This is a genomic window from Acinetobacter sp. Marseille-Q1618, from assembly GCF_902809855.1.
Taxonomy (GTDB): Bacteria; Pseudomonadota; Gammaproteobacteria; order Pseudomonadales; family Moraxellaceae; genus Acinetobacter.
This window is the reverse complement of record NZ_CADDWJ010000003.1, coordinates 109640-136536: the sequence shown is the minus strand read 5'-3', so window position 1 is coordinate 136536 and position 26897 is coordinate 109640. Positions and strand designations below refer to the sequence as shown.

General features: G+C 37.2%; 19 protein-coding genes and 3 tRNA genes. 14 read left to right on the top strand and 8 right to left on the bottom strand.

The window, feature by feature from the left end:
- The first annotated feature begins 6 nt into the window (after window positions 1-6).
- The 4 genes from ftsH to HUS24_RS14505 all read left to right on the top strand — a co-directional run bounded on the left by ftsH (window position 7) and on the right by HUS24_RS14505 (window position 5202).
- Window positions 7-1905, top strand: coding sequence for an ATP-dependent zinc metalloprotease FtsH (gene ftsH / locus HUS24_RS14520; RefSeq protein ID WP_173912697.1), 1899 nt, complete (start codon window positions 7-9; stop codon window positions 1903-1905).
- Window positions 1906-2038: 133 nt separating this feature from the next.
- On the top strand, window positions 2039-2893 hold the full coding sequence (gene folP / locus HUS24_RS14515; RefSeq protein ID WP_173912696.1) for a dihydropteroate synthase: 855 nt from the start codon (window positions 2039-2041) through the stop codon (window positions 2891-2893).
- A 283-nt stretch (window positions 2894-3176) separates the two neighbouring features.
- A complete protein-coding gene (locus HUS24_RS14510; protein WP_173912695.1) occupies window positions 3177-4808 on the top strand; it encodes a VWA domain-containing protein in 1632 nt (543 codons plus the stop codon).
- 79 nt (window positions 4809-4887) lie between these two features.
- Window positions 4888-5202 (top strand): DUF5713 family protein, encoded by a 315-nt coding sequence (locus HUS24_RS14505; RefSeq protein ID WP_173912694.1) that lies wholly within the window; start codon window positions 4888-4890, stop codon window positions 5200-5202.
- 117 nt (window positions 5203-5319) lie between these two features.
- Here HUS24_RS14505 and HUS24_RS14500 read toward each other — a convergent pair.
- Window positions 5320-5405 (bottom strand) — tRNA-Leu (locus HUS24_RS14500).
- Window positions 5406-5613: 208 nt separating this feature from the next.
- Between HUS24_RS14500 and HUS24_RS14495 the strand changes: the two genes are divergently transcribed.
- A complete protein-coding gene (locus HUS24_RS14495) occupies window positions 5614-7383 on the top strand; it encodes an alkaline phosphatase (protein ID WP_173912693.1) in 1770 nt (589 codons plus the stop codon).
- A 36-nt stretch (window positions 7384-7419) separates the two neighbouring features.
- On the opposite strand, the gene HUS24_RS14490 is transcribed toward HUS24_RS14495, so the two are convergent.
- The 3 genes from HUS24_RS14490 to HUS24_RS14480 all read right to left on the bottom strand — a co-directional run bounded on the left by HUS24_RS14490 (window position 7420) and on the right by HUS24_RS14480 (window position 8562).
- The gene (locus HUS24_RS14490; protein ID WP_173912692.1) at window positions 7420-8151 is read right to left on the bottom strand and encodes a hypothetical protein; all 732 of its coding nucleotides are present in this window, start codon (window positions 8149-8151) and stop codon (window positions 7420-7422) included.
- Window positions 8152-8392: 241 nt separating this feature from the next.
- Window positions 8393-8478, bottom strand: a tRNA-Leu gene (locus HUS24_RS14485).
- Between the two features lie 10 nt (window positions 8479-8488).
- Window positions 8489-8562 (bottom strand) — tRNA-Cys (locus HUS24_RS14480).
- Window positions 8563-8714: 152 nt separating this feature from the next.
- Between HUS24_RS14480 and folD the strand changes: the two genes are divergently transcribed.
- From folD to HUS24_RS14465, 3 genes are all read left to right on the top strand, one after another.
- On the top strand, window positions 8715-9563 hold the full coding sequence (gene folD / locus HUS24_RS14475; RefSeq protein WP_173912691.1) for a bifunctional methylenetetrahydrofolate dehydrogenase/methenyltetrahydrofolate cyclohydrolase FolD: 849 nt from the start codon (window positions 8715-8717) through the stop codon (window positions 9561-9563).
- 131 nt (window positions 9564-9694) lie between these two features.
- The gene (locus HUS24_RS14470; protein WP_173912690.1) at window positions 9695-10363 is read left to right on the top strand and encodes a methyltransferase; all 669 of its coding nucleotides are present in this window, start codon (window positions 9695-9697) and stop codon (window positions 10361-10363) included.
- Between the two features lie 120 nt (window positions 10364-10483).
- On the top strand, window positions 10484-12577 hold the full coding sequence (locus HUS24_RS14465) for a DUF4034 domain-containing protein (RefSeq protein ID WP_173912689.1): 2094 nt from the start codon (window positions 10484-10486) through the stop codon (window positions 12575-12577).
- A 70-nt stretch (window positions 12578-12647) separates the two neighbouring features.
- Here HUS24_RS14465 and HUS24_RS14460 read toward each other — a convergent pair whose 3' ends face one another.
- Window positions 12648-13076 carry a hypothetical protein gene (locus tag HUS24_RS14460; RefSeq protein WP_173912688.1) on the bottom strand — a complete coding sequence of 143 codons (429 nt, stop codon included), beginning with the start codon at window positions 13074-13076 and terminating at the stop codon, window positions 12648-12650.
- Between the two features lie 500 nt (window positions 13077-13576).
- Between HUS24_RS14460 and glpD the strand changes: the two genes are divergently transcribed.
- The gene (gene glpD, locus HUS24_RS14455) at window positions 13577-15097 is read left to right on the top strand and encodes a glycerol-3-phosphate dehydrogenase (RefSeq protein ID WP_173912687.1); all 1521 of its coding nucleotides are present in this window, start codon (window positions 13577-13579) and stop codon (window positions 15095-15097) included.
- A gap of 225 nt (window positions 15098-15322) precedes the next feature.
- Here glpD and HUS24_RS14450 read toward each other — a convergent pair whose 3' ends face one another.
- Window positions 15323-15685 (bottom strand): hypothetical protein, encoded by a 363-nt coding sequence (locus HUS24_RS14450; protein WP_173912686.1) that lies wholly within the window; start codon window positions 15683-15685, stop codon window positions 15323-15325.
- A 99-nt stretch (window positions 15686-15784) separates the two neighbouring features.
- The gene (locus tag HUS24_RS14445; protein WP_173912685.1) at window positions 15785-17617 is read right to left on the bottom strand and encodes a phosphoenolpyruvate carboxykinase (GTP); all 1833 of its coding nucleotides are present in this window, start codon (window positions 17615-17617) and stop codon (window positions 15785-15787) included.
- Between the two features lie 407 nt (window positions 17618-18024).
- Here HUS24_RS14445 and HUS24_RS14440 point away from each other — a divergent pair, with 407 nt between their 5' ends.
- The 4 genes from HUS24_RS14440 (at window position 18025) to groL (ending at window position 21875) form a co-directional block, all read left to right on the top strand.
- Window positions 18025-18963 carry a diacylglycerol kinase family protein gene (locus tag HUS24_RS14440; protein ID WP_173912684.1) on the top strand — a complete coding sequence of 313 codons (939 nt, stop codon included), beginning with the start codon at window positions 18025-18027 and terminating at the stop codon, window positions 18961-18963.
- A complete protein-coding gene (locus HUS24_RS14435; protein ID WP_173912683.1) occupies window positions 18944-19705 on the top strand; it encodes a metallophosphoesterase in 762 nt (253 codons plus the stop codon). Before HUS24_RS14440 ends, HUS24_RS14435 begins: the two co-directional genes overlap by 20 nt.
- A 186-nt stretch (window positions 19706-19891) precedes the next feature.
- Window positions 19892-20182, top strand: a complete 291-nt coding sequence (gene groES, locus HUS24_RS14430; RefSeq protein ID WP_065994662.1) for a co-chaperone GroES — start codon at window positions 19892-19894, stop codon at window positions 20180-20182.
- Between the two features lie 58 nt (window positions 20183-20240).
- Window positions 20241-21875 carry a chaperonin GroEL gene (gene groL, locus HUS24_RS14425; protein ID WP_173912682.1) on the top strand — a complete coding sequence of 545 codons (1635 nt, stop codon included), beginning with the start codon at window positions 20241-20243 and terminating at the stop codon, window positions 21873-21875.
- A gap of 305 nt (window positions 21876-22180) precedes the next feature.
- Here groL and HUS24_RS14420 read toward each other — a convergent pair whose 3' ends face one another.
- Window positions 22181-22549, bottom strand: coding sequence for a hypothetical protein (locus tag HUS24_RS14420; protein WP_173912681.1), 369 nt, complete (start codon window positions 22547-22549; stop codon window positions 22181-22183).
- 343 nt (window positions 22550-22892) lie between these two features.
- On the opposite strand from HUS24_RS14420, the gene HUS24_RS17070 reads away from it, so the two are divergent.
- Complete coding sequence (locus HUS24_RS17070; protein WP_254433873.1) at window positions 22893-26822, top strand: YadA C-terminal domain-containing protein; 3930 nt, start codon at window positions 22893-22895, stop codon at window positions 26820-26822.
- The last annotated feature ends 75 nt before the right edge of the window (window positions 26823-26897 follow it).

The window sequence follows — 26897 nt, the reverse complement described above, 5'->3', positions numbered from 1 at the left end:
AAAGCTTTGAGCGATCTCTTCAAAAACGCCGTTTTGTGGCTTGTGATACTCGGTGTGCTGATCTTGATTTTCAGTAACATCAGCGACCGCAATAAGCCTGCTGCGATGAACTACTCTGAGTTTGTTGCGGCGGTGAATGCAGGTCAGATTAAACAAGTCACGATTGATGGTGAAAGAATAAGTGGCGAAAAAACCAATGGTTCAGATTTTGAAAGTATCCGCCCAGCGGTTCAAGATCCTGAATTAATGCCTACTCTTATCAAAAATAACGTTGTTGTTGAAGGTACTGCACCTCAACGTCAAGGTTTGTTGATGCAACTTCTTATCGCAAGCTTCCCTGTACTTTTAATCATTTTGTTATTCATGTTCTTTATGCGCAACATGGGTGGTGGTGCAGGCGGTAAAAACGGTCCAATGAGTTTTGGTAAATCAAAAGCGAAAATGCTTTCTGAAGACCAAATTAAAGTCACATTTACCGATGTTGCGGGTTGTGACGAGGCAAAACAAGAAGTTGTTGAAATTGTAGATTTCTTAAAAGACCCTGCGAAGTTCAAACGTCTTGGTGCAACAATTCCAAAAGGCGTATTGATGGTAGGCCCTCCGGGTACAGGTAAAACTTTACTTGCAAAAGCGATTGCGGGTGAAGCGAAAGTACCATTCTTTAGTATTTCTGGTTCTGACTTTGTTGAAATGTTTGTGGGTGTCGGTGCATCTCGTGTACGTGATATGTTCGAACAAGCAAAACGCCATGCGCCTTGTATCATCTTTATTGATGAGATCGATGCGGTAGGTCGTCATCGTGGTTCTGGTACAGGAGGTGGTCACGATGAGCGTGAGCAAACCTTAAACCAAATGCTAGTAGAAATGGATGGTTTTGAAGGCAATGAGGGGATTATCGTGATTGCTGCAACTAACCGTGCAGATGTACTCGATAAAGCCTTGCTTCGTCCGGGACGTTTTGACCGCCAAGTGATGGTCGGTTTGCCAGACATCAAAGGTCGTGAGCAAATTCTGAATGTTCACTTGAAGAAACTGCCTTCGGTAACAGGTGTAGACGTTAAGGTGCTTGCACGTGGTACACCAGGCTTCTCGGGTGCGCAATTGGCTAACCTTGTCAATGAAGCTGCGTTATTTGCTGCTCGTCGTAATAAGAACACTGTCGATATGCATGATTTTGAAGATGCAAAAGACAAGATCTATATGGGCCCTGAACGTAAGTCAATGGTCATCCGTGAAGAAGAACGTCGTGCGACGGCATATCATGAAGCAGGTCATGCGATTGTGGCGGAGATCTTACCAGGTACAGATCCAGTCCATAAAGTCACGATCATGCCACGTGGTTGGGCGCTGGGTGTGACTTGGCAACTTCCTGAACATGACCAAACCAGCCATTATAAAGATAAAATGTTAAATGAACTTTCTATCTTGTTTGGTGGTCGTATCGCGGAAGAAGTTTTCATTAACCAAATGTCAACAGGTGCTTCAAACGACTTTGAACGTGCAACCAAAATGGCACGTGCAATGGTCACCAAGTACGGTATGTCAGACAAAATGGGTGTAATGGTTTACGAAGACGAAAACCAAAATGGCTTCTTTGGCAATGTTGGTAGTCGTACCATTTCTGAAGCAACGCAACAAATGGTTGACCAAGAAGTTCGTCGTATCTTAGATGAGCAATACAAAGTTGCACGTGACATTCTTGAAAATAATCAAGATATCGCACATGCAATGGTGAAAGCATTACTTGAGTGGGAAACCATTGATCGTGACCAAATCCGTGACATCATGGAAGGTCGTGAGCCACAACCACCAAAAGTTTATGTTGCGGAAAATCCAGTTGTTGATGTAACGCCAAGTGATAGTCCTGAAACACCACCGCCATTACCATCATTACCAAAACTTTAAGTTTAAATGATAGAAATCAAACCACCTTCGGGTGGTTTTTTTATGCCTTGAAAATATTTTAAGTTGAAAGCACACCACAGGTCAGCATTAAAAAGTTAAGATAAGCTTTGTTATGATGAGGACATGTGTTGATATGAAATTAGTCGCTTTACCAAAACGGATTTTAAAATGTGGTGATCAACAACTAGATTTGTCACAAGCGCATGTCATGGGAATTTTAAATGTAACACCTGACTCATTTAGCGATGGCGGAAAACATAACGAAGTTGAACAGGCCGTCGCTTATGCCAAGCAAATGATTGCTGATGGTGCAACTGTGATTGATGTTGGGGGAGAATCTACACGTCCGGGGGCTTCGCCTGTATCTATCGAAGAAGAAATCCGTCGAGTGGTACCAGTGGTTGAGCTGTTAGCCCATGAAAAAGTGATTATTTCAATTGATACTTCTACGCCTGAAGTGATTAGAGCTGCGGTGCAAGCAGGAGCACATATTTGGAATGACGTGCGTGCCCTAATGCGTCCAAGCGCATTAGAAACTGCTGCTGAGTTGGATATTCCTGTGATTATCATGCATATGCGTGGTGAGCCAACCACTATGAATAATTTAGATCAATATAATGATGTGACCGAAGATGTTATTTTAGAGCTTAATCAACGTATTAAAGATGCGTTGAAGGCTGGTGTACGAGCTGAAAATATTATGATTGATCCAGGTTTTGGTTTTGCTAAAAATGCACAGCAAAATTTAAAACTTTTACAAGAGTTTTATAAGCTTAATGCAATGGGCTATCCGATTCTTTCCGCACTTTCACGTAAAAGATTTATTGGTGAAGCACTCGGTGGCGCAGATGCACAAAATCGAGCTGTTGGTAGTGTCGCTGCCCATCTAATCAGTATTCAGCAAGGTGCATCCATAGTGCGTGCGCATGATGTAAAAGCGATGCGTGATGCAATTTCAGTATGGCAAGCAACAATGAATGCACAGTAATTTTCCTCAAATATCATAATTTATTGTAGTGATCATCACACAATGAGAACTAAGTTCTTATTGTGTTTTTTATTTTATGAGGGAAATAATATTTAAATGTATATAAATTTAATTAAGATATTGAAATTTATAGATTTCATAATATTTACAAAAACACTATAAAATCATGTCAACCAAATCAGAGTTGCATATTGCGAAAATAATGCCTTGTTATAATATAACAATTGAAATGTATCGATATAAATCAAAACAACGATTACAAATTTGAATTGAGGCTTGAGTGATGAAAATGAAATATACAATTTTGACTGCATCAATGATTGCGGTTTTACTTTCAGGATGCTCGAAAAAAACCGAAGAAGCATCCAGTGAAATGGTGTCAACTGATGCGGTAGCAGCGGATGCTGCCTACGAACAGGCAACTGTAGCTGCTGATACAAGCGCAGAAGCAGCAGCTTATGGCTCGGATGAGAATACTGAAAACTATCAGAAAAATGAACAAAACACCGTGAAAAGTGTTGCAAAAGAGCCTGTATCAACATTCAGTGCTGATGTGGATACAGGAAGTTATGCCAATGTAAGACGCTTTCTCATACAAGATAAAACCTTGCCGCCTGTAGATGCTGTGCGAGTCGAGGAGTTGATTAATTATTTTAATTATCATTATCCACAACCGACAGGCAGTCATCCATTTTCTGTCAATACTGAAACAGTCGACTCACCTTGGCAAGCCAATGCCAAAGTAATTCATATCGGGATTCAAGCAAAAAATATTGATCAAAAACAGTTACCTCCTGCAAACTTGGTATTCTTGGTTGATGTGTCAGGCAGTATGGATGAGGAGAAAAAACTGCCTTTGGTTAAAAAAACTTTAACGATCTTAACTGAGCAACTACGTCCACAAGATAAAGTTACCTTGATTACTTATTCAGGGCATGAAGAAGTTGTGCTGGAACCGACTTCAGGTGAGAATAAAAGTAAAATTTTAAATGCAATCAATGGGCTTTCAGCGAGTGGTTCAACGTCAGGTGAAAGTGCGATTCAAATGGCATATAAAGAAGCACAAAAATCGTTTATTAAGAATGGGATTAATCGTATTTTAATTGCTACAGATGGTGATTTTAATGTGGGGATTACAGATTTTGATACGTTAAAAAATATGATTGCTGAGAAGCGAAAAACGGGCATTTCATTTACCACTTTGGGCTTTGGTCGTGGCAATTATGATGAGCAACTGATGGAACAACTCGCGGATGCAGGTGATGGAAATTACAGTTACATCGACAATGAAAATGAAGCCAAAAAAGTCCTCAAGCAACAACTTAGTTCAACACTTGCCACGGTTGCACAAGATGTAAAAATTCAAGTCGAGTTTAATCCATCAACTGTAAAAGAATACCGTTTAATCGGTTATGAAAATCGAATGTTACAGCAAGAAGATTTTAATAATGACAAAGTTGATGCTGGTGACATTGGTGCGGGGCATACTGTAACAGCATTGTATGAAATTATTCCAGTCGGACAAAAAGGATGGTTGGCAGATTCACGTTATCAAAACAATACCGCAAAAACGGATGCGAAAAAAACTGAATATGCACATTTAAATCTACGTTATAAATTACCAAATACCTCCAAAAGCATCTTATTAACTCAACCGATAGCAGCGACCTCTAAAGCATTGCCACAGACAAGTGCTGATACACGGTTTGCACTTGCTGTTGCAAGTTATGGACAGCAGCTAAAAGGAGGGAAATATAACGGCTCAATGGGTTGGAATGATATTTTACAGTTGGCACAATCTGCAAAACAACCTGATGAATTTGGCTTAAAAATGGAATTTATTGACTTATTAAAAAAGGCAAAAAGTTTGAGTTCAGGTCAATCATCATCACAACAAATCAATAGAGTTTCTTAATTTTTCAGGGAGAAGTTTGTTGTTTTGTATGCATTATGTTATATAGATGCGCTTATCGAATACTAAATATTAGGTTCATATGTTTAACGATTTACTTCTCCCTATGTTTGACGATGATTACTATCCAGATATTTTAGTTGCTGAAGTCAAACAAATGATCGAAGCATTTGCAAAAAAGATTGCAAAATCAAGCTTAACAGATGATGAGCTTTATCATGTTGCCCATAATACTGTGGTTGAAATTAATAAAATGAAACCACAGTTTGAAGACCTTGATTCATCTTTGGATGATACGGCAGCTGATTATATTGCAGAAGCAATGATGATGGTGGCGCAAGATCAAGGTTATATGGATGTTGAAATGGAAGAGTTAATTTCAAATAGAGAGTGGTAAGCCGCTCTTTATTTTTATTGATGCAATGTATGTTATGAGTTTTGGCTATAAAATTTAGACATAAAAAAACCTGCATAATGCAGGATTTTTATTGCACCATTTTAAGAAGTATTAAAATGGTGCCCGAGGCCAGACTCGAACTGGCACGCTTTGTGGGCGGGGGATTTTAAATCCCCTGTGTCTACCGATTTCACCACTCGGGCATGAGCGCAATAATAAAGAACAAAATAAAGCTTGGCAAGCGCATTTATGATTATTTGCTTTCTTTTCAATCAATTCAATGAGGCTTGTTGTAAAAAACAACAGTTGAAATTCAAAAACTTGAAAATTATCATCATTGTGTCATCAATTTGAGATCAAAAAGCAATATTTCCTCTCTAAGTTATAAGAACAAAAAATTAGGGAAAAACAATGTCTAACTCAATTTCACGTCGTAAATTAATACAAAGTACATTGGCAGGTTTTGGGGCTTTATCTTTACCGATCAGTTTAACGGCTTGTGGTGATGATAAAGACAATGATTCAACTCAACCTAGCATAAAAGTTGAGTTTTTACATGGGGTTGCCAGTGGTGATCCATTGAAAGATCGTGTGATTTTATGGACACGTTTAACACCGCAAGATACAACTTTGCGTTTAGAAGTTGTTTGGGAAATTGCAAGTGATGAAAAATTCACACAAATTGTCAATTCAGGAAAAGTACAAACCTCAAAAGCACAAGATTTTACAGTGAAAGTTGATGCCAATAAATTAAGATCAAATCAACATTATTATTATCGTTTTAAATTTGGCAATGTGATTTCACCGATCGGGCGCACTAAAACGTTGCCTGAAACTAGCCATAAAGTACAGTTTGCTGTGTGTTCATGCTCGAATTATCCTGCGGGTTATTTCCATGTTTATAAAGAAATGGCAAAGCAGGATGTGGATGTAATCATTCATTTGGGGGATTATATTTATGAATATGGGCAGGGTGGTTATGCTACAGAAGATGCTGTAAAACTCGGACGTACTTTGGCAGCAGATAACAATAAAGAAATTATACAATTAGATGATTATCGTAAACGTTATGCCTTATACCGTACCGATGTAGACTTACAAGCAGCCCATCAGCGTCATCCATTTATTGTGGTGTGGGATGACCATGAGTTGAGTAATGATACTTGGAAAGACGGTGCTGAAAATCATCAAGACAATGAAGGAAAATTTATTGAGCGTAAGTTGGCAGCTTTACAAGCTTATTTTGTATGGATGCCAATTCGTCCTATTTCTGAAAATGATCATTTAAATATCTATCGTCAGTTTAATTTTGGCAGTTTGGTCGAGCTGACCATGTTGGATACACGTATTTTGGCACGTGATAAACAATTAGATTATGCAGACTACATGACGGCAACAGGGCTAGATACAAAACGTTTTCAGACTGATTTAACCAATCCGATGCGGACATTGATGGGTTATAATCAACGTGATTGGTTACAAAAAAAGTTAGCACAGTCAACTGCAACATGGAGTGTGCTTGGACAACAAGTATTGATGTCTAAAATGCTCATTCCTGCAGAACTGTTAATGTCTTTGGCAGCAATTACCAGTGGAAATGTCAGTAATGACACTTTGTTGAAAATGAATCAGCAGATCACAGAATTAGTCACCATAAAAATGCGTTTAATGCAAAATGATCCACGTTTGACTGAAGCTGAGAAGGCACGTGTGACTACTGTTGTGCCTTATAATCTAGATGCTTGGGATGGTTATTATGCTGAGCGTGAGATTTTATATGGCACTTTAAAAAGCTTGAAAAAGAAACTGGTGGTGCTTGCAGGAGATACCCATAATGCATGGTTCTCAAATTTGCACAGTCAAACTGGGGATTTGGTTGGTGTAGAACTTGCGACCAGTTCGGTGAGTTCGCCAGGGATAGAAAAATATCTAAATATTCCACTGGCACAGTTGCAGCAGTTTGAAATGGCATTTACGACATTGATTGATGAGTTGGCATATACCAATTTAAACCAAAGAGGGTATTTGTTAGTAACTTTCACTGAGAAAAATGTGCAAGCCGATTGGATTTTTGTGAATACGATTAAAGATAAACAATATGCAATCGATACGCAAAGAAACTACACAGTGATATTGGATGAAAATCTTACAGTGATGAAAAATGTTGCAAAAATAGCTTAAACAATGCTAATGATTTAAGTGATAATGCTTAGCAAATCACATCAAACTATCCATATATTCGTCCAAGTCGATAAATTTATAAGACTTGGACATTTCATTTTCATATTTTAAAAGTTGTAAATGCAATTCCAAATATTGTGCTAGTTGTGTTTGCATTTGCTGTGCTTTTTCAGAATTTTTGCTTAAATATTTCAACTTTGATTTGGCTTTTAGGGCTTGTTTATACGACCAAAAACAAGCACGACGTACTTGTTGTAATTGATAATAATCAATATTACTGGTATTTTCCCTAAACATATTTTCTTTATAAAATTTTACAAAACCAAAGCTTAATGCAAAAAAGAATAAAACGCCTTGTAAGAACATACTTTGAATAAAAGCAATATTTAAGATTTGCAGAATAATAATAACAGCAAGTTTAAGTGGAATATTTTTAAATTGTTGGTAAAGATGTGTGGAACTGTGCTTAATTTGCTTGATAATTATTGGGACAATCAACATGAAAAATAACATGATGATGAGTATGGCAATACCTTTGGATTGGGTACTGTCAAATTGTTGAAAATTGCTCTCAATAAAATGACCCAATACAAAATCAATGCTGACGAAAATCATAACAGCAAGTACCCAAGGGATAAATTCACGTAATTCATCCAAAATTCCTTTGGTTTTTATTTGGCTATAAAACAAATAATTATGTTTAAATGCCTGAGGATATTTTTTCTGCAATTGCTGTAAATAAATAGAAACTTGTTGGGATGTGCGCATATTCGTCATTAGGGATTGTCGCGAATTCACTACAATGCCTTATCAAACCACAAAATTTAAAAATTACAACATTGTACGTGCTGAGTGGAAACTTGGGCAAGCGATTGACTAAAATTTACTTGCTTTGATTGCTGTTAATTTCTGAGTGTAAAAGATTAAGTATTTTAGAGTGAAATTTTAGGCATAAAAAAACCAGCTTATCGCTGGAAATTTTATTGCACCACTTTAAGAAGTATTAAAATGGTGCCCGAGGCCAGACTCGAACTGGCACGCTTTGTGGGCGGGGGATTTTAAATCCCCTGTGTCTACCGATTTCACCACTCGGGCTAAACAAGATTGGAGGCGGAGGTCGGAATCGAACCGGCGTACACGGAGTTGCAGTCCGCTGCATGACCACTCTGCCACCCCGCCATCTCTTGGTGATGCACATATTAGCAATCTTTGAAAAAAAAACAATACTTATCAGAATGTATATGCACATAATTTCGGCATATAGAATAAAATAGTCAAAATAATCATGTATTATGTGCGAAATTGATTCAGATCAACCTTGGAGATGTGCCGTGGCATTAGTTTTAGATGGTCGTGCATTGGCAAAACAAATTGAAGCTGACTTGTTAACACGTGTAGAAGCGTTAAAAGCAAAAACAGGTCGTACCCCAATTCTAGCAACGATTTTAGTGGGGGATGATGGTGCATCTGCAACATATGTGCGTATGAAAGGGAATGCGTGTCGCCGTGTCGGTATGGATTCTTTAAAAGTTGAATTACCAACAGAAACGACCACTGAGCAGTTATTGGCTGAAATTGAAAAATTAAATGCTAATCCCGATGTGCATGGTATTTTGCTACAACATCCTGTGCCTGCGCAAATTGATGAACGTGCGTGCTTCGATGCAATTTCATTGGCAAAAGATGTGGATGGGGTAACTTGTCTTGGTTTTGGTCGTATGGCAATGGGTGAGGCTGCATACGGTTCAGCAACTCCAGCAGGCATCATGACGATTTTAAAAGAAAATAATATTGAAATTGCTGGTAAGCATGCGGTTGTCGTCGGTCGTTCAGCAATTTTAGGTAAACCAATGGCAGCAATGTTGCTTGAGGCGAATGCTACGGTGACGATTTGTCATAGCCGTACTCAAGATTTAGCAAGCTTTGTGAAGCAAGCAGATATTATTGTTGGTGCAGTAGGTAAAGCTGAACTCATTCAAAAAGATTGGATTAAACAAGGTGCTGTCGTTGTAGATGCTGGTTTCCATCCACGTGATGGCGGTGGGGTTGGTGATATTCAACTGGTAGGCATTGAAGAGATTGCTTCTGCTTATACACCTGTACCAGGTGGTGTAGGGCCGATGACGATTACCACTTTGATTCGTCAGACAGTAGAAGCTGCTGAAAAAGAATTGGGTTAATTAAATCCTCCCTAACCCTCCTTTTTCAAAGGAGGGAAAACGAACCATCAATATCTAGATGGAAGTTCCCCTCTTTTTAAAGAGGGGTTAGGGGAGATTCCTAAAAATATAAATATGAATTAAAAGAAACTATGAGCTGCACATTTCAATTTCCAAAAGCCCCTCAACATTTACTCGATGCTTTACATGACGCCATTCCGCAATGTGAATTATTAGTACAACAATTGCCAGATACACCAATTTCTCTATGGTTAATTCCACCTGTATTTCCAACAGATCGTTTGGATGATGAAGCGATCCGTAGGATTTGGAATGATACGCCGTATTGGATCTTTTGTTGGGCATCGGGTTTGGCTATGGCACAATGGTTACTTGCAGAGCCACAGCATGTTAAAGATAAAGTGGTGCTAGACTTTGGCGCAGGCTCAGGTGTGGTTGCGATTGCTGCAAAACTGGCAGGGGCGAAACGTGTGATTTGTTGCGATATAGATCAATTCAGTTTGGATGCTTGTCGTGAAAATGCCTTGCTCAATGATGTCGAGCTTGAATATTTAGATGATCTTTATAAGGCTGAGCAAGTAGATGTTTTGCTCGCAGCCGATGTTTTATATGACCAATGCAATCGTTTTTTCTTGGATGAGTTTTTAAAATTTGCGCCTGAAGTGTGGGTGGCAGATAGTCGTGTTAAGAATTTTAGTCATCCACATTATCAAAAGTTGGATGAACGTAGTGCGACGACTTGGCCTGATTTGGATGAAGCCAAAGAGTTTCGTAATGTAAATTTTTACAAGACGCTATAAAAAGTGTCTTTTTTATTACCAAAATCCTTGTTAGATTTTCACGGTTGACATATTTGTATGTGACGCAGTAATAAATTTAAATCATCAATAATTTTAAGATCAAACACGAAGAATTTAAAAATGCTTGAACAAAGAAAATTAGAATTGCATGAGTATCGGCAGATTTTACAAAACTTGTTGAACTTATTCCAAAATGCACAATTTACCCAACTTAATCATTTCTATGATGAAATTTATCCAATTAGTTTACAAGCCAAAGTGAAGTCTAATTTGCCGATGGAACACCAGTTTTTTGAATGGTGTGAAATTGAAAAATTTCAAAAATTAGCGCATTGGAATCAACAGCAAATCGTTGCACAGTTAAACTTATGGCATCAGCAAGCACCGAGTTTATATAGTGCTTATTTGCTGGGACAATTTTGGAGTAATGTTGCTTCAGCAGAACGTGGTTCTGACTATGCACATTATGTGAGTCAAGCGGCATGGGATCGGGCGGAAATTGCCAAAGACATGTCATTCTATTGGTTTATGAAAGCCATTGAAATTGATGAAAAATGTCCGTGGGTGTATCTAAGTTTATTGTTATTAACAGGTTTTTTACGTTTGCCGTATTGGTTTTGGAATGATGCTGTTGATTTGGCTCTACAAGAGCATTATAGTCCTGAAAGTTTGGCATTTTTACAGCATTTTGGTCAGTCTAACCCACAACGTATGAATGTACCAAGCCAGTTACCTGAACCGAATCAGGAGGAAAAAGACTATCCTGTACTGTATTGGTTGAATTGTGCATTGTCATGTGATGCTGAGTTTATCCCTGCACTTAGAAACTATGTCTATTATTTATATCCACGTTGGTATGGTCATGAACATGACAGCATTGATGCTTTTTTACAAAGCCCAGTTTGCCAAAATTTACCTCAAGAAAAATTTAATGAGTTACTAATTACCAAATATTATGACTGGCTAGAATGTGAATATCCTGCTGTTTCTGATCAAGCTCGTGTGTTGCAATATGAAAAATTATTTGAAGAAATCATTCAATTTGATTTAAATAATTTTCGCCATACAGAAGTCTTGCTGCAATACACCCGTTTTTTAGAGTGGAATATTCGCGACGATGAAAAGCAACTGTATGCAAGAAGCCAACATTTTGCGCAACGTTTGGTTGAAGTTGTCGACTTTTTACTCAAAGAGCATGAGTATGACTTATTTTGGGCACTCGATGCACATGAACGTCTGGTGAGTGATATATGTTGGTTGTTTGTGAAATTTCCTGAACTGATTCAGGATCATAGCCATTTACGTTATCGTTTACTTACTTTGTTGCAGCCTTTTGAAGACAGTGCTTTTATCATAACGATTTTAGCGGCGGCTTCTGAAGCTGGTATTTGGGGATTCCGCAAAGGAGAATATGTTTTAGATCCTGAAAAAGTGATAGCGCATGATGATTCAAGCAGCACCTATAATGCTGAGTATGCATTACGACTATTTTATGTTGATCGTCAATATGTGACAGTGCATAAAATTTTATGTGATTTGGCAGTAAAAGGGCATGCACATAGTGCGTATGAGCTGGGCTTATTGTTAAAAGGTGAGGGGTTTGGTGGGCATGGTGATATGGCTCGCTATCGTGATGAGGATTTATCTCGTCAATGGCTAGAACACGCTGTTGCTTTGGAACATCCTGAGGCAGTTGCCGAACAAGCTTTGCAACAATATAACGCTTTGATGGAACAAGACAATAAACCGCAAACACAAGTACAAGCAATTTTGCAACAATTACAACGTGCAGCACAATTAAAGAAAAATCAGGTATTGAGTTCTTATATTCATCTTATGAACAATGAAGGTACACCTGAACAGCAACAGACACTTTTGCAAGAGATTATTCCTGAAATTATGCTGAATCGGGACTATGATCAACATGCATGGTTAGCCTATCTATATGCTTTTAGTTGTGAAGATGGCATGGGAATTGAGAAAAATCGCTATTTGGCATTGTTCTGGATTGATCAAGCTTTACAACTTGCGCCAGACGAAGAGGAATATAAAGCATTATTTGAAAAATGGAGTAAACCATCGGGTATATTCTTTGCAAAATCCCGATTTGAAGAAAAATTAAAACAAGGGAAAGAACATATTCCTGAGTGGATGATGCAGGTCGTTGTTAAATTTATGCAACTAAAAGGCACAGAAACAACGTATTTTGAATAATTCTATATTGATCTTTTTGAAAATAAAGCGCAAATCAGTTTGCGCTTTATTTTGCTGATTCGACATACATTTACGAACAAGTATAACGAACCACATGCAATGTGCTTGGACGTGCTTCAAGTGCTTGACGAGTAGCATAATTTTCGCTGCTATTTACACTTTGAGTGTTGGATAAGCCGATAGATGTGCGAGAGTGTCCTAACTGAACACCATATTGTTCATCAGGAATTGCAGCAGGATTGGCAATTTCATTAATACTCAGTACAGAAATTTTATAGGTTTTGTTTGCACCTAAAACTTTTTGACATGCGCGTTGCAACTTGTTGGCATCTAATTGTTGATTTGCTCGTCCTGCTAAAGTGTATGCAAGCGTTACAGTATCTGCCGTTTGATTTTCAATTTGATAACCCGTTACGCCGTTGTATTGACGTGGTGTGGTTTGACAAGCGCTTAACCCTAAAATAACGAATCCTAAACCTAATAATCCAATTTTTTTCATCTTTAGTACGTTCCACACGATTGTTGTTTTAAGTATGCCATAGCTCTAAAAATTAAACGATGACTGATTTGCCTATTCCCAAAATAGCTTTGCTAAAATCAAATCATCAAAAGACGGAAGGGGTTGATTAAATGTGGTAAAAATAAAATGAAAATATTCAAATGATTATCAGTCACTCAGCGATATTTCTTCTAATTTGTATAAAAAATAGCAGTAATCAAGTAGACATTGAACAGTAATTTAATGGATGAATATTATCCTTTTTATGTGGCATATTTTTGCAACTGAATGTTATAAGTTACGATGTGCTGTCTTTGTTGTGAACATTTATTCGGTCATTTATAAAGTAATTTTGAAATAGAAATGAAACCCATATTTCATAAAATTACTGTATTTTACACAGTGCTGAGTGGTGTATAAATCATCTAAATATATGTTAAATTCAATCATATATCCAATTTTAAATAACAACGATAACCATCATCAAAAGAGGGAGCAGTATGCAAGAGCATTTAACGGTTTATGATGTCTGTGTGATTGGTGGTGGGATTAATGGGGTAGGCATCGCAGCAGATGCAGCAGGGCGAGGTTTGTCAGTATTTTTATGTGAAAAAGATGATTTAGCCAGTCATACCTCTTCAGTAAGTAGCAAACTTATTCATGGTGGTTTACGCTATTTGGAGCATAAAGAGTTTCGTTTAGTCCGAGAGGCTTTATTGGAGCGTGAAGTTTTATTGGTGAAAGCGCCGCATATTATTCGCCCTTTGCGTTTTATCATGCCTCATCAGCCACATTTAAGACCTGCGTGGTTGATTCGCACAGGTTTATTCTTTTATGACCATTTAGGTAAAAGAGAGAAATTAGCAGGCTCTAATCATGTGAAATTTCAAGCAGAAAATAGTCCACTAAAAAATGAAATTACACAAGGTTTTGAATATTCAGATTGTGCCGTGGATGACAGTCGCTTAGTGGTTTTAAATGCACTGCAAGCCAAAGAAAAAGGTGCAAAAATTGTAACACGTACCTCTTGTCGTGCCGTGACTCAAGAAAATGGCATATGGAAAGTTGAAATAGAAAATGCGAAGGGATGTTACACCATTCACGCTAAATTTTTAGTCAATGCGACTGGTGCTTGGGTAACACAATTTTTAGAAAATACAGCACAAGTTGCGTCTGAATATGCTATTCGCATGATTCAAGGCAGTCATATTATTGTGCCGAAAATGTATCCTGAAGATAAAGCCTTTATCATGCAAAATGATGATCAGCGCATTGTTTTTGCGATTCCATATTTGGATAAATTTACTTTAATTGGTACTACAGATCGAGAATACCAAGCAGATCCAAACTATGTTGAAATTACGCAACATGAAATCGACTATTTGCTTGATGTGTGTAATGACCATTTTAAAAAACAACTGACACAAGCGGATATTTTACATACCTTTTCGGGTGTCCGAGCTTTGTGTGATGATAAATCCGATCAAGCCTCTGCTGTGACACGAGATTATACATTGGTACTTCATCAAGACTCATCACATCAAGCGCCTTTATTATCCGTTTTTGGTGGCAAAATCACAACTTATCGTAAGTTGGCTGAGTCTGCTTTAGAGAAAATTCAACCATTTTTTAATGGTATGGGCAAAGCATGGACTGAAAAATCCGTATTGCCCGGTGCAGAAAATTTATTTTCAATTGAGGAATTGGTTAAACAGATCTTAGAAAAGATTAAAGGTTTATCTCAAGAAACAGCATATCGTTGGGCGCATGCATATGGAACACGGATTTGGAAGATATTGGAAAATATCAGCCATATTCAAGAGTTAGGGCAAGATTTTGGTTATGGTTTATATGCGCAAGAAGTGGATTATTTGGTTGAGTATGAGTGGGCGATGAGTAGTGAGGATATTTTAAAACGTAGAACGAAATTATATTTAGAATTTGAAACTGAACAGATTCAAATATTAGATGCGTATTTGCTTGCATTACATCAACGAAGATTGCAAAAAGAAGTTGCTTAATAGTTGTTTATAAATGGTAATTTAAAGGCTTAAGTCCAATTAAAGGTAAATAGGACTCGTTTTGTTTCGGGTTGATAATACATTAAAATGTCATCTGAACCGTGTTTACTGTATTTATACGCTGATACAACTATTCTTTTGTAAAAATGGTATGTTAGCCATGTATGAATGTTTAAGTCATTTTATGATCAGAATAAGGGGTGTTATTTACACCCCTAATTAACATTAAATTGCTATTCCACCAAGTGCTTTGCAATCAAATACAGTATTAATTTTTACCATTGTTCCCATACCAACAGGACGTACAATACGCCAAGGCCAAAAGCCAAAACGTTGGCTTACTGTGTAGTTAATCACAGCATTGGCTTGATATTTGTCAGCGATTTCATGTAAGCGTGGATATAAGTCAGTAAAACCACCGTAAGTACCTTTACCGACTTTAATCTTTTTAATTGTTTTAAAATCTACAGAAGGTGTACCACTGAATAAGCATAGTGACGGCTGTGTAGCGAGTGTAGTGTTTTCATTTGCAAAGGCAAGACTAGAACAAAGTGCTAGGCTGAGACTGATGAATACAACTTTTTTCATTATGATCCCCATTAAAAATGTTGTTTGAATAATTTGTAGGTGTTTCATCTATAATAAAAAAGACCGCATTTGGCGGTCTTTTAAACTTAATTTTATAGATTAAGCAGATTTTTTAACAGCTTCTAAAAGTTCGTCTTGACGAGCTTTAAGTGCTTTAGGTAAGCGATCACCTAATTTATTAAACAATTCAGTATGGCTTTCAAGTTCTTTAATCCATTGATCTTTGTCTTGTGACGTTACAAGATCAAATTGCTCTTTAGTGAAGTCAGAACCCGTCCAGTTCAATTGTTCATAAGTTGGAACACGACCAATTGGAGTATCTACAGCTTCCGCACGACCTTCACAACGATCAATGATCCATTCTAAAACGCGCATGTTTTGACCGAAACCAGGCCATACAAAGTTACCTTCCGCATCACGACGGAACCAGTTCACATTATAGATGCCTGGCAATTTGTTGCCATGAGCAGCAGCTTTCGCAGCAACTTCCTCACCAAGTTCTAACCAGTGAGAGAAGTAGTCAGCCATGTTGTAACCAGCGAATGGAAGCATCGCAAATGGGTCACGACGTACAACACCTTGTTGACCCACCGCAGCCGCAGTTGTTTCAGAACCCATTGTTGCTGCTTTATACACACCATCAACCCAGTCAAATGCTTCTGAAATTAGAGGCACTGTGTCCGCACGGCGACCACCGAAAATGAATGCAGAAATTGGAACACCTGCTGGATTTTCCCAGTCAGCATCAATAGAAGGGCATTGACCTGCAGCAACTGTGAAACGCGCATTTGGATGTGCTGCTTTTTCTTCGCCAGTATGTGGTTGACCTTTCCAGTTGGTAAGATTCGCAGGTGCTTCTTTAGAAAGACCTTCCCACCATACTTCACCATTGTCAGTTACAGCAACGTTGGTATAGATCACATCTTTATGAAGTGTCGCCATACAGTTTGGGTTGGTTTTAGTATTTGTACCTGGTGCTACACCGAAGAAACCCGCTTCTGGGTTGATTGCATATAAGCGACCATCTTCACCTGGTTTGATCCAAGCAATATCATCACCTACAGTTTCAATTTTCCAGCCTTCATAGCCAGCTGGTGGAATCAACATCGCAAAGTTAGTTTTACCACATGCAGATGGGAATGCCGCAGCGATATAGTGTTTTTCACCTTGTGGGTTTGTTACACCAAGGATTAGCATATGTTCAGCTAACCAACCTTGTTGACGTCCCATAGAAGATGCAATACGTAACGCTAAGCATTTTTTACCTAACAATGCGTTACCGCCGTAGCCTGAACCATAAGACCAGATTTCACGTGTTTCTGGGTAATGCACAATATATTTCTCAGCATTACATGGCCAAGCAACGTCTTTTTGACCTTCTTCTAAAGGTGCGCCTACAGTATGTACACATGGTACATATTCACCGTCAGTACCTAAAACATCGTAAACAGCTTTACCCATACGAGCCATTTTACGCATGCTTACAGCAACATACGGAGAGTCAGTTAGTTCGATACCGATGTGAGCAATGTGCGAACCAAGTGGGCCCATAGAGAATGGAACCACATACATAGTACGACCTTTCATTGCACCATCAAACAAACCGTTTAAACGAGCACGCATTTCAGCGGGAGCTTCCCAGTTGTTTGTCGCACCAGCATCTTCTTTGTTTTCAGAGCAGATAAAAGTACGACCTTCAACACGTGCTACGTCAGAAGGATCAGAATTCGCTAAATAAGAACCAGGATGTTTTTCTTGGTTTAATGCTTGCATAGTGCCGTTAGCGATCATCAAGTCGATATAACGTTGATTTTCTTCTTCGCTTCCGTCACACCATTCAATTTTTGCAGGTTTGGTTAATTTAGCAATTTCTTCAACCCATGCAATTAGCTTAGGATGACGAACGAATTCTGGTGCGTTCACTTGGGTCATGGTGAGGCCTATCTCAAAAGTGTACAATTGTGCTGTACAAAATAAAATCTAAATGAAGGGTGCTTCATTGAGATTTAAGTATGAAAAAAAGTGGCTGTATTAAAGCATATATTCATAAAAAAAATAAGACTAAAGCCTTAAAAGATACTAAATGTAATATTTTGCATAAGTTTTTGATAATTATATAAATGATGTAGTTTTTGTGGTTAAAGTAAGCATATCAAGCAGCTTAATGTATGTTATTTTTTATAAAAATAATATTATTAATCAAAGTTTAATTCTAAAAACTTGATTAAGAATGATTATTGATTAAATAAATGGCATTAATTCAAATTTTACATAAAGGTACTTTTAAATGTCTAAAAAAACGTCAAAAATAAAGGAGTTACTCTAAAAATAAATTCTTTATGAACACTCAATTAAAACCATTGTCCCTTATTTACAATGAAAAATCAGGATTTCATGCCACTAAAAAAGATGAAGTCTATGAGCAGTTAATGACGATCTGGACGAAACATGGATATGAAATTCAGGTTTTTGATATCGCTTCAGCAGCGAATATTAAACAACTGATGACCGCAGTATTTCAACGTCATCAAAAATATACCAATAAAGGCGTGGTGGTGGCTGCAGGTGGAGATGGTACTTTAAATGCGGTTGCTTCAGAGCTGCTGCATCAGGAGATTCCGATGGGCATTCTTCCACTAGGAACATTTAATTATGTTGCACGTGTTTTAAATATTCCTTTAGATATTTTACAAGCGGCTGAAGTGATCGCAACAGGACAGATTCGTGCTGTACATGTGGCATGTATTAATGAGTATATTTACCTAAATAACGCAAGTTTAGGGCTTTATCCTTTATTTATTAAAAAACGAGAAATTTATAATAAAAAATGGGGGAGATTTCCCTTAAATGCTTATACTTCAGGGCTGGATGTGCTGATCCGTGATCGCAAAGAGTTAAAATTACAAGTTGAAGTCGATGGTAAGCTTTATCCTGTCAAAACACCGTTAATTTTCTTTGGTAATAATCAATTACAACTACAAGAAATGAAACTTAAAATCGCTAAATGTGCGGAAATCGGCTTGGTGGCGGGTGTTGTTATTGCAAAAGGAGATAAGCTCACATTATTTAAGACATTATTCCAAACGATACGTGGACATTTAGAAAAAGCTGCTGATGTTTATAGTTTTAGTGCTGAAAATGTGAAAGTGTATTCCCCTAAACCAAAACTTACCGTGGCTTTAGATGGTGAAATCGTGGAAATGAAAACCCCATTAAAATTACATGTTGAAAAAAATGCTTTAAATATCATGGTGCCGAATGTTATTACATCTGTCTGATTTACACTTTGGAACAGAAAGACAAGCATGTATTCGAGCGATACAAGATTTTTGTGCGACCCATCAACCTGAGATTGTTGTCGTCAGTGGTGATCTCACGCAGCGTGCAAAATTAAGTGAATTTTATCATTGTAAACAGTTTCTGGAATCATTAAAAATTCCTTATTTAGTGATTCCAGGCAATCATGACATTCCTTTGTATCACATTTGGAAAAGAGCATTTCGACCATTTACTTTATATCAGCTTTTTTTTGGTAGTTTAGAAAAAACCTTAATTACTGAACATTTTTATATTGTTGGTGTAAATAGTATTCGTCGCCGTTATCACACGCGCGGTCATGTATCTTTGGAGCAAATCCAAAAAGTTGCAAAGCTCCTTGAACTTGCTCCGAAAAATAAATTAAAAATTATTGCTGTGCATCAACCTTTTTATATTGCAGAAGAGAGTAAACATGCCAAGGATTGTCCTGTTTTGGCTGTTCTAGCAGCAAAAACATGGGGAGCAGAAGGGGCTTATGCTTTATTGCATGGACATTTACATAATGCAGCAGTAAATGATTTAAATCAGATCTTGAATTTAAAATTACAACATCCTTTATATGATGTAATTGCAGGGACAGCAATTTCTGAGCGTTTGCATGGACAAAGTCCAAATGGGTTTAATGTTGTGCATGTGGATGGTCGTTTTGAACATTTTTTATTTGATGAAAACTCACAAAGTTTTGTTGTAGCTACAAAGTAAGTGAAGAATTTGTTTTGTTTGAGTAAAAAATAGACGAAATAAATAATATTTTTTGTGTTTCCCCTTGAAGCGTTTTTTTCAATCCCCACAAAAGTGTCATATCAAAATTTTGTTGATGACCGAGGAATAAGAAGTCATCTTCGCATCGTAATCAATGACATTGCTAAAATGTCGATGGAGTTATAAATGAGCAACATTCGTCCTTTACATGATAACGTTGTGATTCGCCGTGTAGAAAAGGAAACTAAGACTGCAGGTGGTTTGATCTTGAGCACTTCTGCTGCTGAACAACCAGCACAAGGTGAAGTGATTGCTGTTGGTAATGGCAAAATTACTGACAATGGCGTTCGTGCTTTAGATGTAAAAGTAGGTGATAACGTATTGTTTGGTGCGTATGCAGGTACAAAAGTAAAAGTTGATGGTGAAGAACTTCTAGTAATGAAAGAATCTGACATTTTAGCGGTATTAGAAGGCTAATACAGATTTTTGTTATCTCATAATTGATTGTAAAAATTAAGAATATTTGGAGTTAAGCATGTCAGCTAAAGACGTAAAATTCGGTGATTCAGCGCGTTCAAAAATGATTGCAGGTGTAAATACGCTTGCAGACGCTGTAAAAGTAACTTTAGGACCTAAAGGTCGTAACGTAGTGATTGACCGTTCTTTTGGTGCGCCGCATATCACTAAAGATGGTGTAACAGTTGCTAAAGAAATTGCACTTAAAGACAAATTTGAAAATATGGGCGCGCAATTGGTTCGTGAAGTATCTTCAAAAACCAATGATATCGCAGGTGATGGTACAACGACTGCAACAGTACTTGCACAAGCAATTTTAAATGAAGGTATCAAGTCAGTGACTGCGGGCATGAACCCAATGGACTTGAAACGTGGTATCGACCTTGCTGTACGTGCTGTGGTTGAAAACATTAAAGCAACTGCAAAACCTGCATCAGATACTAAAGCAATTGAACAAGTGGGTTCGATTTCTGCAAACTCTGATGAAACTGTCGGTAAATTGATTGCGCAAGCAATGGAAAAAGTAGGCAAAGAAGGCGTCATCACTGTTGAAGAAGGTTCAGGTTTTGAAGATGCACTTGATGTCGTGGAAGGTATGCAGTTCGACCGTGGTTATATCAGCCCATACTTTGCCAACAAACAAGATACTTTAACTGCTGAACTTGAAAATCCATTCATTCTTCTTGTTGATAAGAAAATTAGCAATATCCGTGAATTGATCACTGTATTAGAAGCAGTTGCGAAAACAGGTAAACCACTTCTTATCATCGCTGAAGATGTTGAAGGTGAAGCGTTGGCTACACTTGTAGTGAACAACATGCGCGGCATTATCAAAGTTTGTGCAGTAAAAGCGCCAGGTTTTGGTGACCGCCGTAAAGCGATGCTTCAAGATATTGCGATCTTAACGGGTGCGACAGTGATTTCTGAAGAAGTAGGTATGACTTTAGAGCAAGCAACACTTCAAGACTTAGGTACAGCACATAAAGTCACTGTTTCTAAAGAAAATACTGTGATTGTAGATGGTGCTGGTGATGCTGCGCAAATCGCTGAACGTGTAACTCAAATCCGTGCACAAATCGAAGAATCTACATCTGAATATGACAAAGAAAAACTTCAAGAGCGTGTTGCTAAATTGGCAGGCGGTGTTGCAGTCATCAAAATCGGTGCAGCCACTGAAGTTGAAATGAAAGAGAAGAAAGACCGCGTTGATGATGCGCTTCATGCAACACGTGCGGCAGTTGAAGAAGGTGTTGTTGCTGGTGGTGGTGTTGCGCTAGTACGTGCTGCTGCTGCACTTGAAGGCGTAACTGGTGCAAATGACGATCAAAATGTAGGTGTTAACATTTTACGTCGTGCTATCGAAGCGCCACTTCGTCAGATCGTTGCCAACGCTGGTGATGAGCCTTCAGTTGTGATCAATGCGGTGAAAAATGGCGAAGGTAACTTCGGTTATAATGCTGCAACTTCACAGTACGGTGATATGCTTGAAATGGGTATTCTTGACCCTGCAAAAGTTACCCGTTCTGCACTTGAGCATGCTGCATCTGTAGCAGGTTTGATGCTAACGACTGAATGTATGATTACTGAAATTCCAGAAGACAAACCAGCAATGCCTGATATGGGTGGCATGGGTGGTATGGGCGGTATGATGTAATTTATATCTTCCCGACTATAAGAAATCCTCGCTTTATGCGAGGATTTTTTACTTAAATATTGAGATAAATCAAACTTTGATTTAATATATGTAGTGAATTTTTATAAAATTGTAAATCAAACAATAAACAATAATATTTGGAGGAACTTTGAGCTTATTTACAACATCCGAAGAGGAATCGAAAGCTTATATTCAGGTAAGTGAACTAAAGTATTTATACGCTAAGATACAAGAATACCAAAAGGAAATTAGAAAACTTACCAAGGCTAATGAAGAGTTGAAATCAGAACTGGATCTATTGAGGCTTAATGTTCAATTAGCTGATCAATTAGATCTAAAATAAGTTGTTGTTGTTTTTTCGAAAGCAAATCAAATTTGTTATTAAACTTTATGGATTCTATATTTACAACAAAATTTTGAGTGGATGAGCCTTCGCCATATCTTAACCATTCACTACTGACACGTAACCATGTTGAAATGATCTGCAATTTTTCTTGACTAGGAATTGCATTTCCATTTAGCCAGTTATGTGCAGTTTGGGTACTGATCGGTGAACCAGAATATCTCAGGTTAAATTGTTTTGATAAATAAGTGGGACTTATTGGATGTTGTAATTGATCAAGGCTTGATTTTAATCTTTCACTAAAAGCCTTTTTTTCATGAATTTTATCCATATAAATGTATCAATACCCTCTGCAATAATTTCTATATCAGTATATATGGAAATTAAAAAATATTTTCATTATAAATACATAACGAGTTAAATAAAAGTATTTCATACAAATTGCTACGTTTAATTTTTTTAATGTTACATGAAAATACAGTAATCCTTTCTTAAAAAAAGAATTAATTAATCAAGTTTTAATTTAAAAATAAATCAAGTTTTGATTGATATATATTTAAAGCAATATTAGAATCCATATGGGAAACAAAAAATGTCTAACTTCTACAATAAATACTTATTAGAAGTTAAATATGCTTGAACAACGTTGAAATAATATTCAGCAGGAATAATTTATGAAATTAGTAACCAAAAAAACTTCACTTGCACTTGCACTTGCAACTTTATCTAGCGCAACTATGGCTGCTGATTATAGCTATCGTCCAGCAACAGATGCGAAATTAGGGGGGTACGATCAAACCAGTGGTACTGTTGATGCAAAAGGTAATCAACTAACACGTGAAACAGCAAATAGCGATAAAATAGTATCCGCTACAGCAAAAGTAGCTGGTAAAAAAGTTGAAGATAATGGTGTTAGTTATCAGCAATACGGTTATACAGAAACTCGTAAAGGTGAAGTAGCAACATCAAGTACAACAACTAATGACAAAGTCACTGATGCAAATACGCAATCAAGTCGTGATGAAGTTATTTCACAAAGCACTCAACAAAGTGGTGTAGTGACTCGTGCTGCAAATACACGCGTACAGTTAAATGATAAAGGTGCTGAGATTGCGGGTTCTGAAAAACGTACTAAAGATTCATCATTCGAATTTAGCGCTGATGACTTAGCAAAAGTTAATGATGCTATTAAAAAAAGCTTCTATAGCAAAAACGTGAGCACTGCTTATGTTGCTGCTGATAGCCGTGCAACAACTGAAGAGAGTCAAGTAAAAGTTACTGATCTCAAATCTGAAGCTAAACGTGATGCAAATGGTAAAGAGATTACAGGTCAGTTTATTAGTACGGGTACAGTAGCTTCTGAAACTAATTCAAAAGATGAGTCATTCAAATCTAAGGCAAATGCTGCAGGTAAAGTTCAAAGCTTAGACGCTGCTGGTCGTTTAACGACTTCTGAGACTAGTTCTACTTCTGAAACTGTAAGAACTGATTATGCACATAATGACAAAGGTGAAGTTGCAGGTTATAGCTTATCTGCAGATAAGAAGTATTTAGATGAATCTACAGTTGTAAATACAAAGTCAGCATCTACAAGTAAAGATACTACTTATGATCAAGTTGCTGCATTGAATGTAAATACAAGTTCAACCGCTAAAACTGAACAAACATCTACATCACTATTAGATAATTTTAACTATGTTAATAATTCTACAGTTGAAAACTCAGACAAAGTTTATAAAGACGGTTTAAGTAACTTAGCTTACGAGCGTTCATCTAAATCTACGACTAAATCAACTGATCGTGAATTTGTTAAAAATGACAAAGATGAATATGTACTAACGAATGGTAAGCCTACAGTTGCTTATACAACTGCAAAAGATACTGCTAATGAAACTTTTAATTCAGCTTATCAGCCAACCCAATATGCATCTGGTAAAAACCAAGGTAAAGATTACGAAATCTTAAATAATGGGGTTTCTACTCGTTATACTGATTCAGCAGTTCAAAAAACGTTAAATAAGACTTCTTCAAATGAAACGAAGACTTATGCAGATGGTTTTGTTGCGCATAATAAAACAACTTCAAATGATTCTGCTGACTATAAACGTAGTCAACAAGAAAACATTGAAGTTAATCGTATTTTAGCTGATCAAAAAACTGAAGATAGTAAGCAACTTGGTAAATTAACGCTTGGTTCGGTTGTGACTAAAGCGGGTACTGATGCAAGCTTTAAAGCGGGTACTGTTGCTCTAACTATTGAAGATTCTATTAACGATCAAATAACTTCAAACAATTCTATTCATATCAATAAAGATGCTAATGGAAATATCATTCTTAATGAAGGTAAAGAAGTTAGTATTGATCAAGTTCGATCTTGGAAAGATGAAAACGGCAAAACACGTCATTATGTTGTCATTGGACAAGATTTAGATGGTAATGATATTCGTAGTGAGGTGACATTTACAGGTCCTACTGCTGGTACGGCTAAAGCGGTTGTTGTAGATACTGCTAAAATTGAAAAATCTACAAAAGATTTCCAAGAAAAAGTTGACCATAGTGCTGCAACTGTTTATGACTTAAATGCTAAACAAAGTTCAGAGAACGCTACAACTTCTAAAGATGGAAAAGTTGTTTATAATTCTGACAAATCTTCTAAAGCAGAAACTGTTAAATTATATGCAACAGGTAAAAATGCTTTAGCTCGTGAAGCGACTCAATCTGAATCTAAAGTTGCAGTAGAAACTTACTTTGATCGTGATGAAGAAGGTAACTTATTGGTTGATGCTAAAGGAAATGCTGTAGTTGTTGGTGTTTCAACTGAATCAAGTTCTGCTAATGCTGCTTTACAACAATATCAAGCTGGTCAAGAAAAAGTTTGGACTAAAACTTCTTCTTCTAAAATAGATAACCAAACAACTGATGCTAAGGGTTCAGTGGTTAAGTTTGATAAAGCGGATAGTTCACTTGCAGCTACTCAATATGCTGAAGGTAAAAATGCGCTTGATCGTACTATAGCTACAACAAATAACTCATCTAGCAAAGACGCTGGTTTGAAAATTATCGCTTCTGAACCATACTATGGTGTAGATGAGGGTGGTAATTCTTTAGCGTCTAAAAATGGTGTTTTAGCTATTGATGAATTAGGTCAAGAAGTTAAATCTATCCAAGAGCCTAAATTTGCTACGACAGAAGCTGTTCGTGAGCAATCTGCATCTAAAAAAGTTGATGAAAATGTTTATCAAACAGGTGCTGTTGCTTACAAAAAATCTGAACAAGCATCTTCAAGCGTAAAAGATACCTATAAAGATGGCACTGTTGTCGCTCAAACGAATAAGTCGACTGATGACGTTTCTTTATATAATCATGGTCAAAGCGATAAATATCGTGATGCTGTAAAAACTAATGCAGTTACAGCTAGTGGCAAAACTTATGAGTTAAATGCTAAAGGTGAAGCAGTTGTTAAGACTACTTACGAAGCATCATCTAATGCTAAATTAACTGAAGTAAATTACCAAGAAGGTAAAAATGCCTTAGAAAGCTCATCTGTTTCAGAATCAAATGGTACAGAAAAAATTATAACTGATGCTGCTACTAAGCAAAGCAAAGGTTCAAGTAAATCTGAAAATCTTGTTTATCAAGAAGACCAAAAAATTGCAACAGAGAAAAAAGCTGAGTCTAACTTTGAAACTGCTGTAAGTAATAAAGATAAATCTAGTTATACATATGCTCAATCTGCAAAATCGCATGAAGTTGTGAATAACACCGATATGGGCTTGTTAGCATCTCAAGATGTGAAGCAAACGAATACTTCTGAACGCACTGAAGCTTTAGCTAAAACAGGTACAGATGGTAAATCAACTAATGTAAGTATTACACGTGGCACAGATTCTGTTTTACGTACAGATGAAAGTACAACGGCTAAAGTTTATGGTTCTGAAACCAATACAGCAGCAGATGGTGTGAAAACTGTAGTTGCTAAAACACAAACCTCAGTATCAGATAAGTTTAATACTTTTGAGTCAGATACTATTAATCGTACTGAAACTAAAGTTGCAGCGGACAAGACATCTACAGCGAAATCTGAAACTCGTGTGGATAATGTTCAAGGTATTACTTTAACTGAAGAAAAAATCACAACGGATGCTGCTGGTAAAGCAACAACTACGGTTGTAGGTTCTACTTCAATTAAAGCTGGTGAAATTAAAGTTGGTGATGTTACGATCAATGCTGATAAAGGTTTAAATGCTGGTAATAAAGTAATCGGTAATGTTGCGAATGGTGTTGTAGATTCTGATGCTGCAAATATGGGGCAAGTTCGTTCATTTGCATCAGATTTGAATCGTCGTGTAGACGATGTTGAATCAACTGCTTATCGTGGTATTGCAATAGCATTAGCTGCTCAACAACCAGTTCCTAACATCCAACCAGGTCAGTTTGCTGTATTCGGCGGTGTAGGTCACTATGAAGGTGAGTCTGCAGGTGCACTAGGTGTGACTACAGTATTTGGTGATGGACGTACATCGCTAAGTGGTGCAATCGGTGTTGCTGGTGGTAGCGAAGTTGGTGGTCGAATCGGTGTTTCTTACGTATTCGGTGGCAAATAATTAAGTTTTTAACTTAATAAAAAATCCTCGCTTTATGCGGGGATTTTTGTTTAAAATTTTAAGTTATAAAATAAA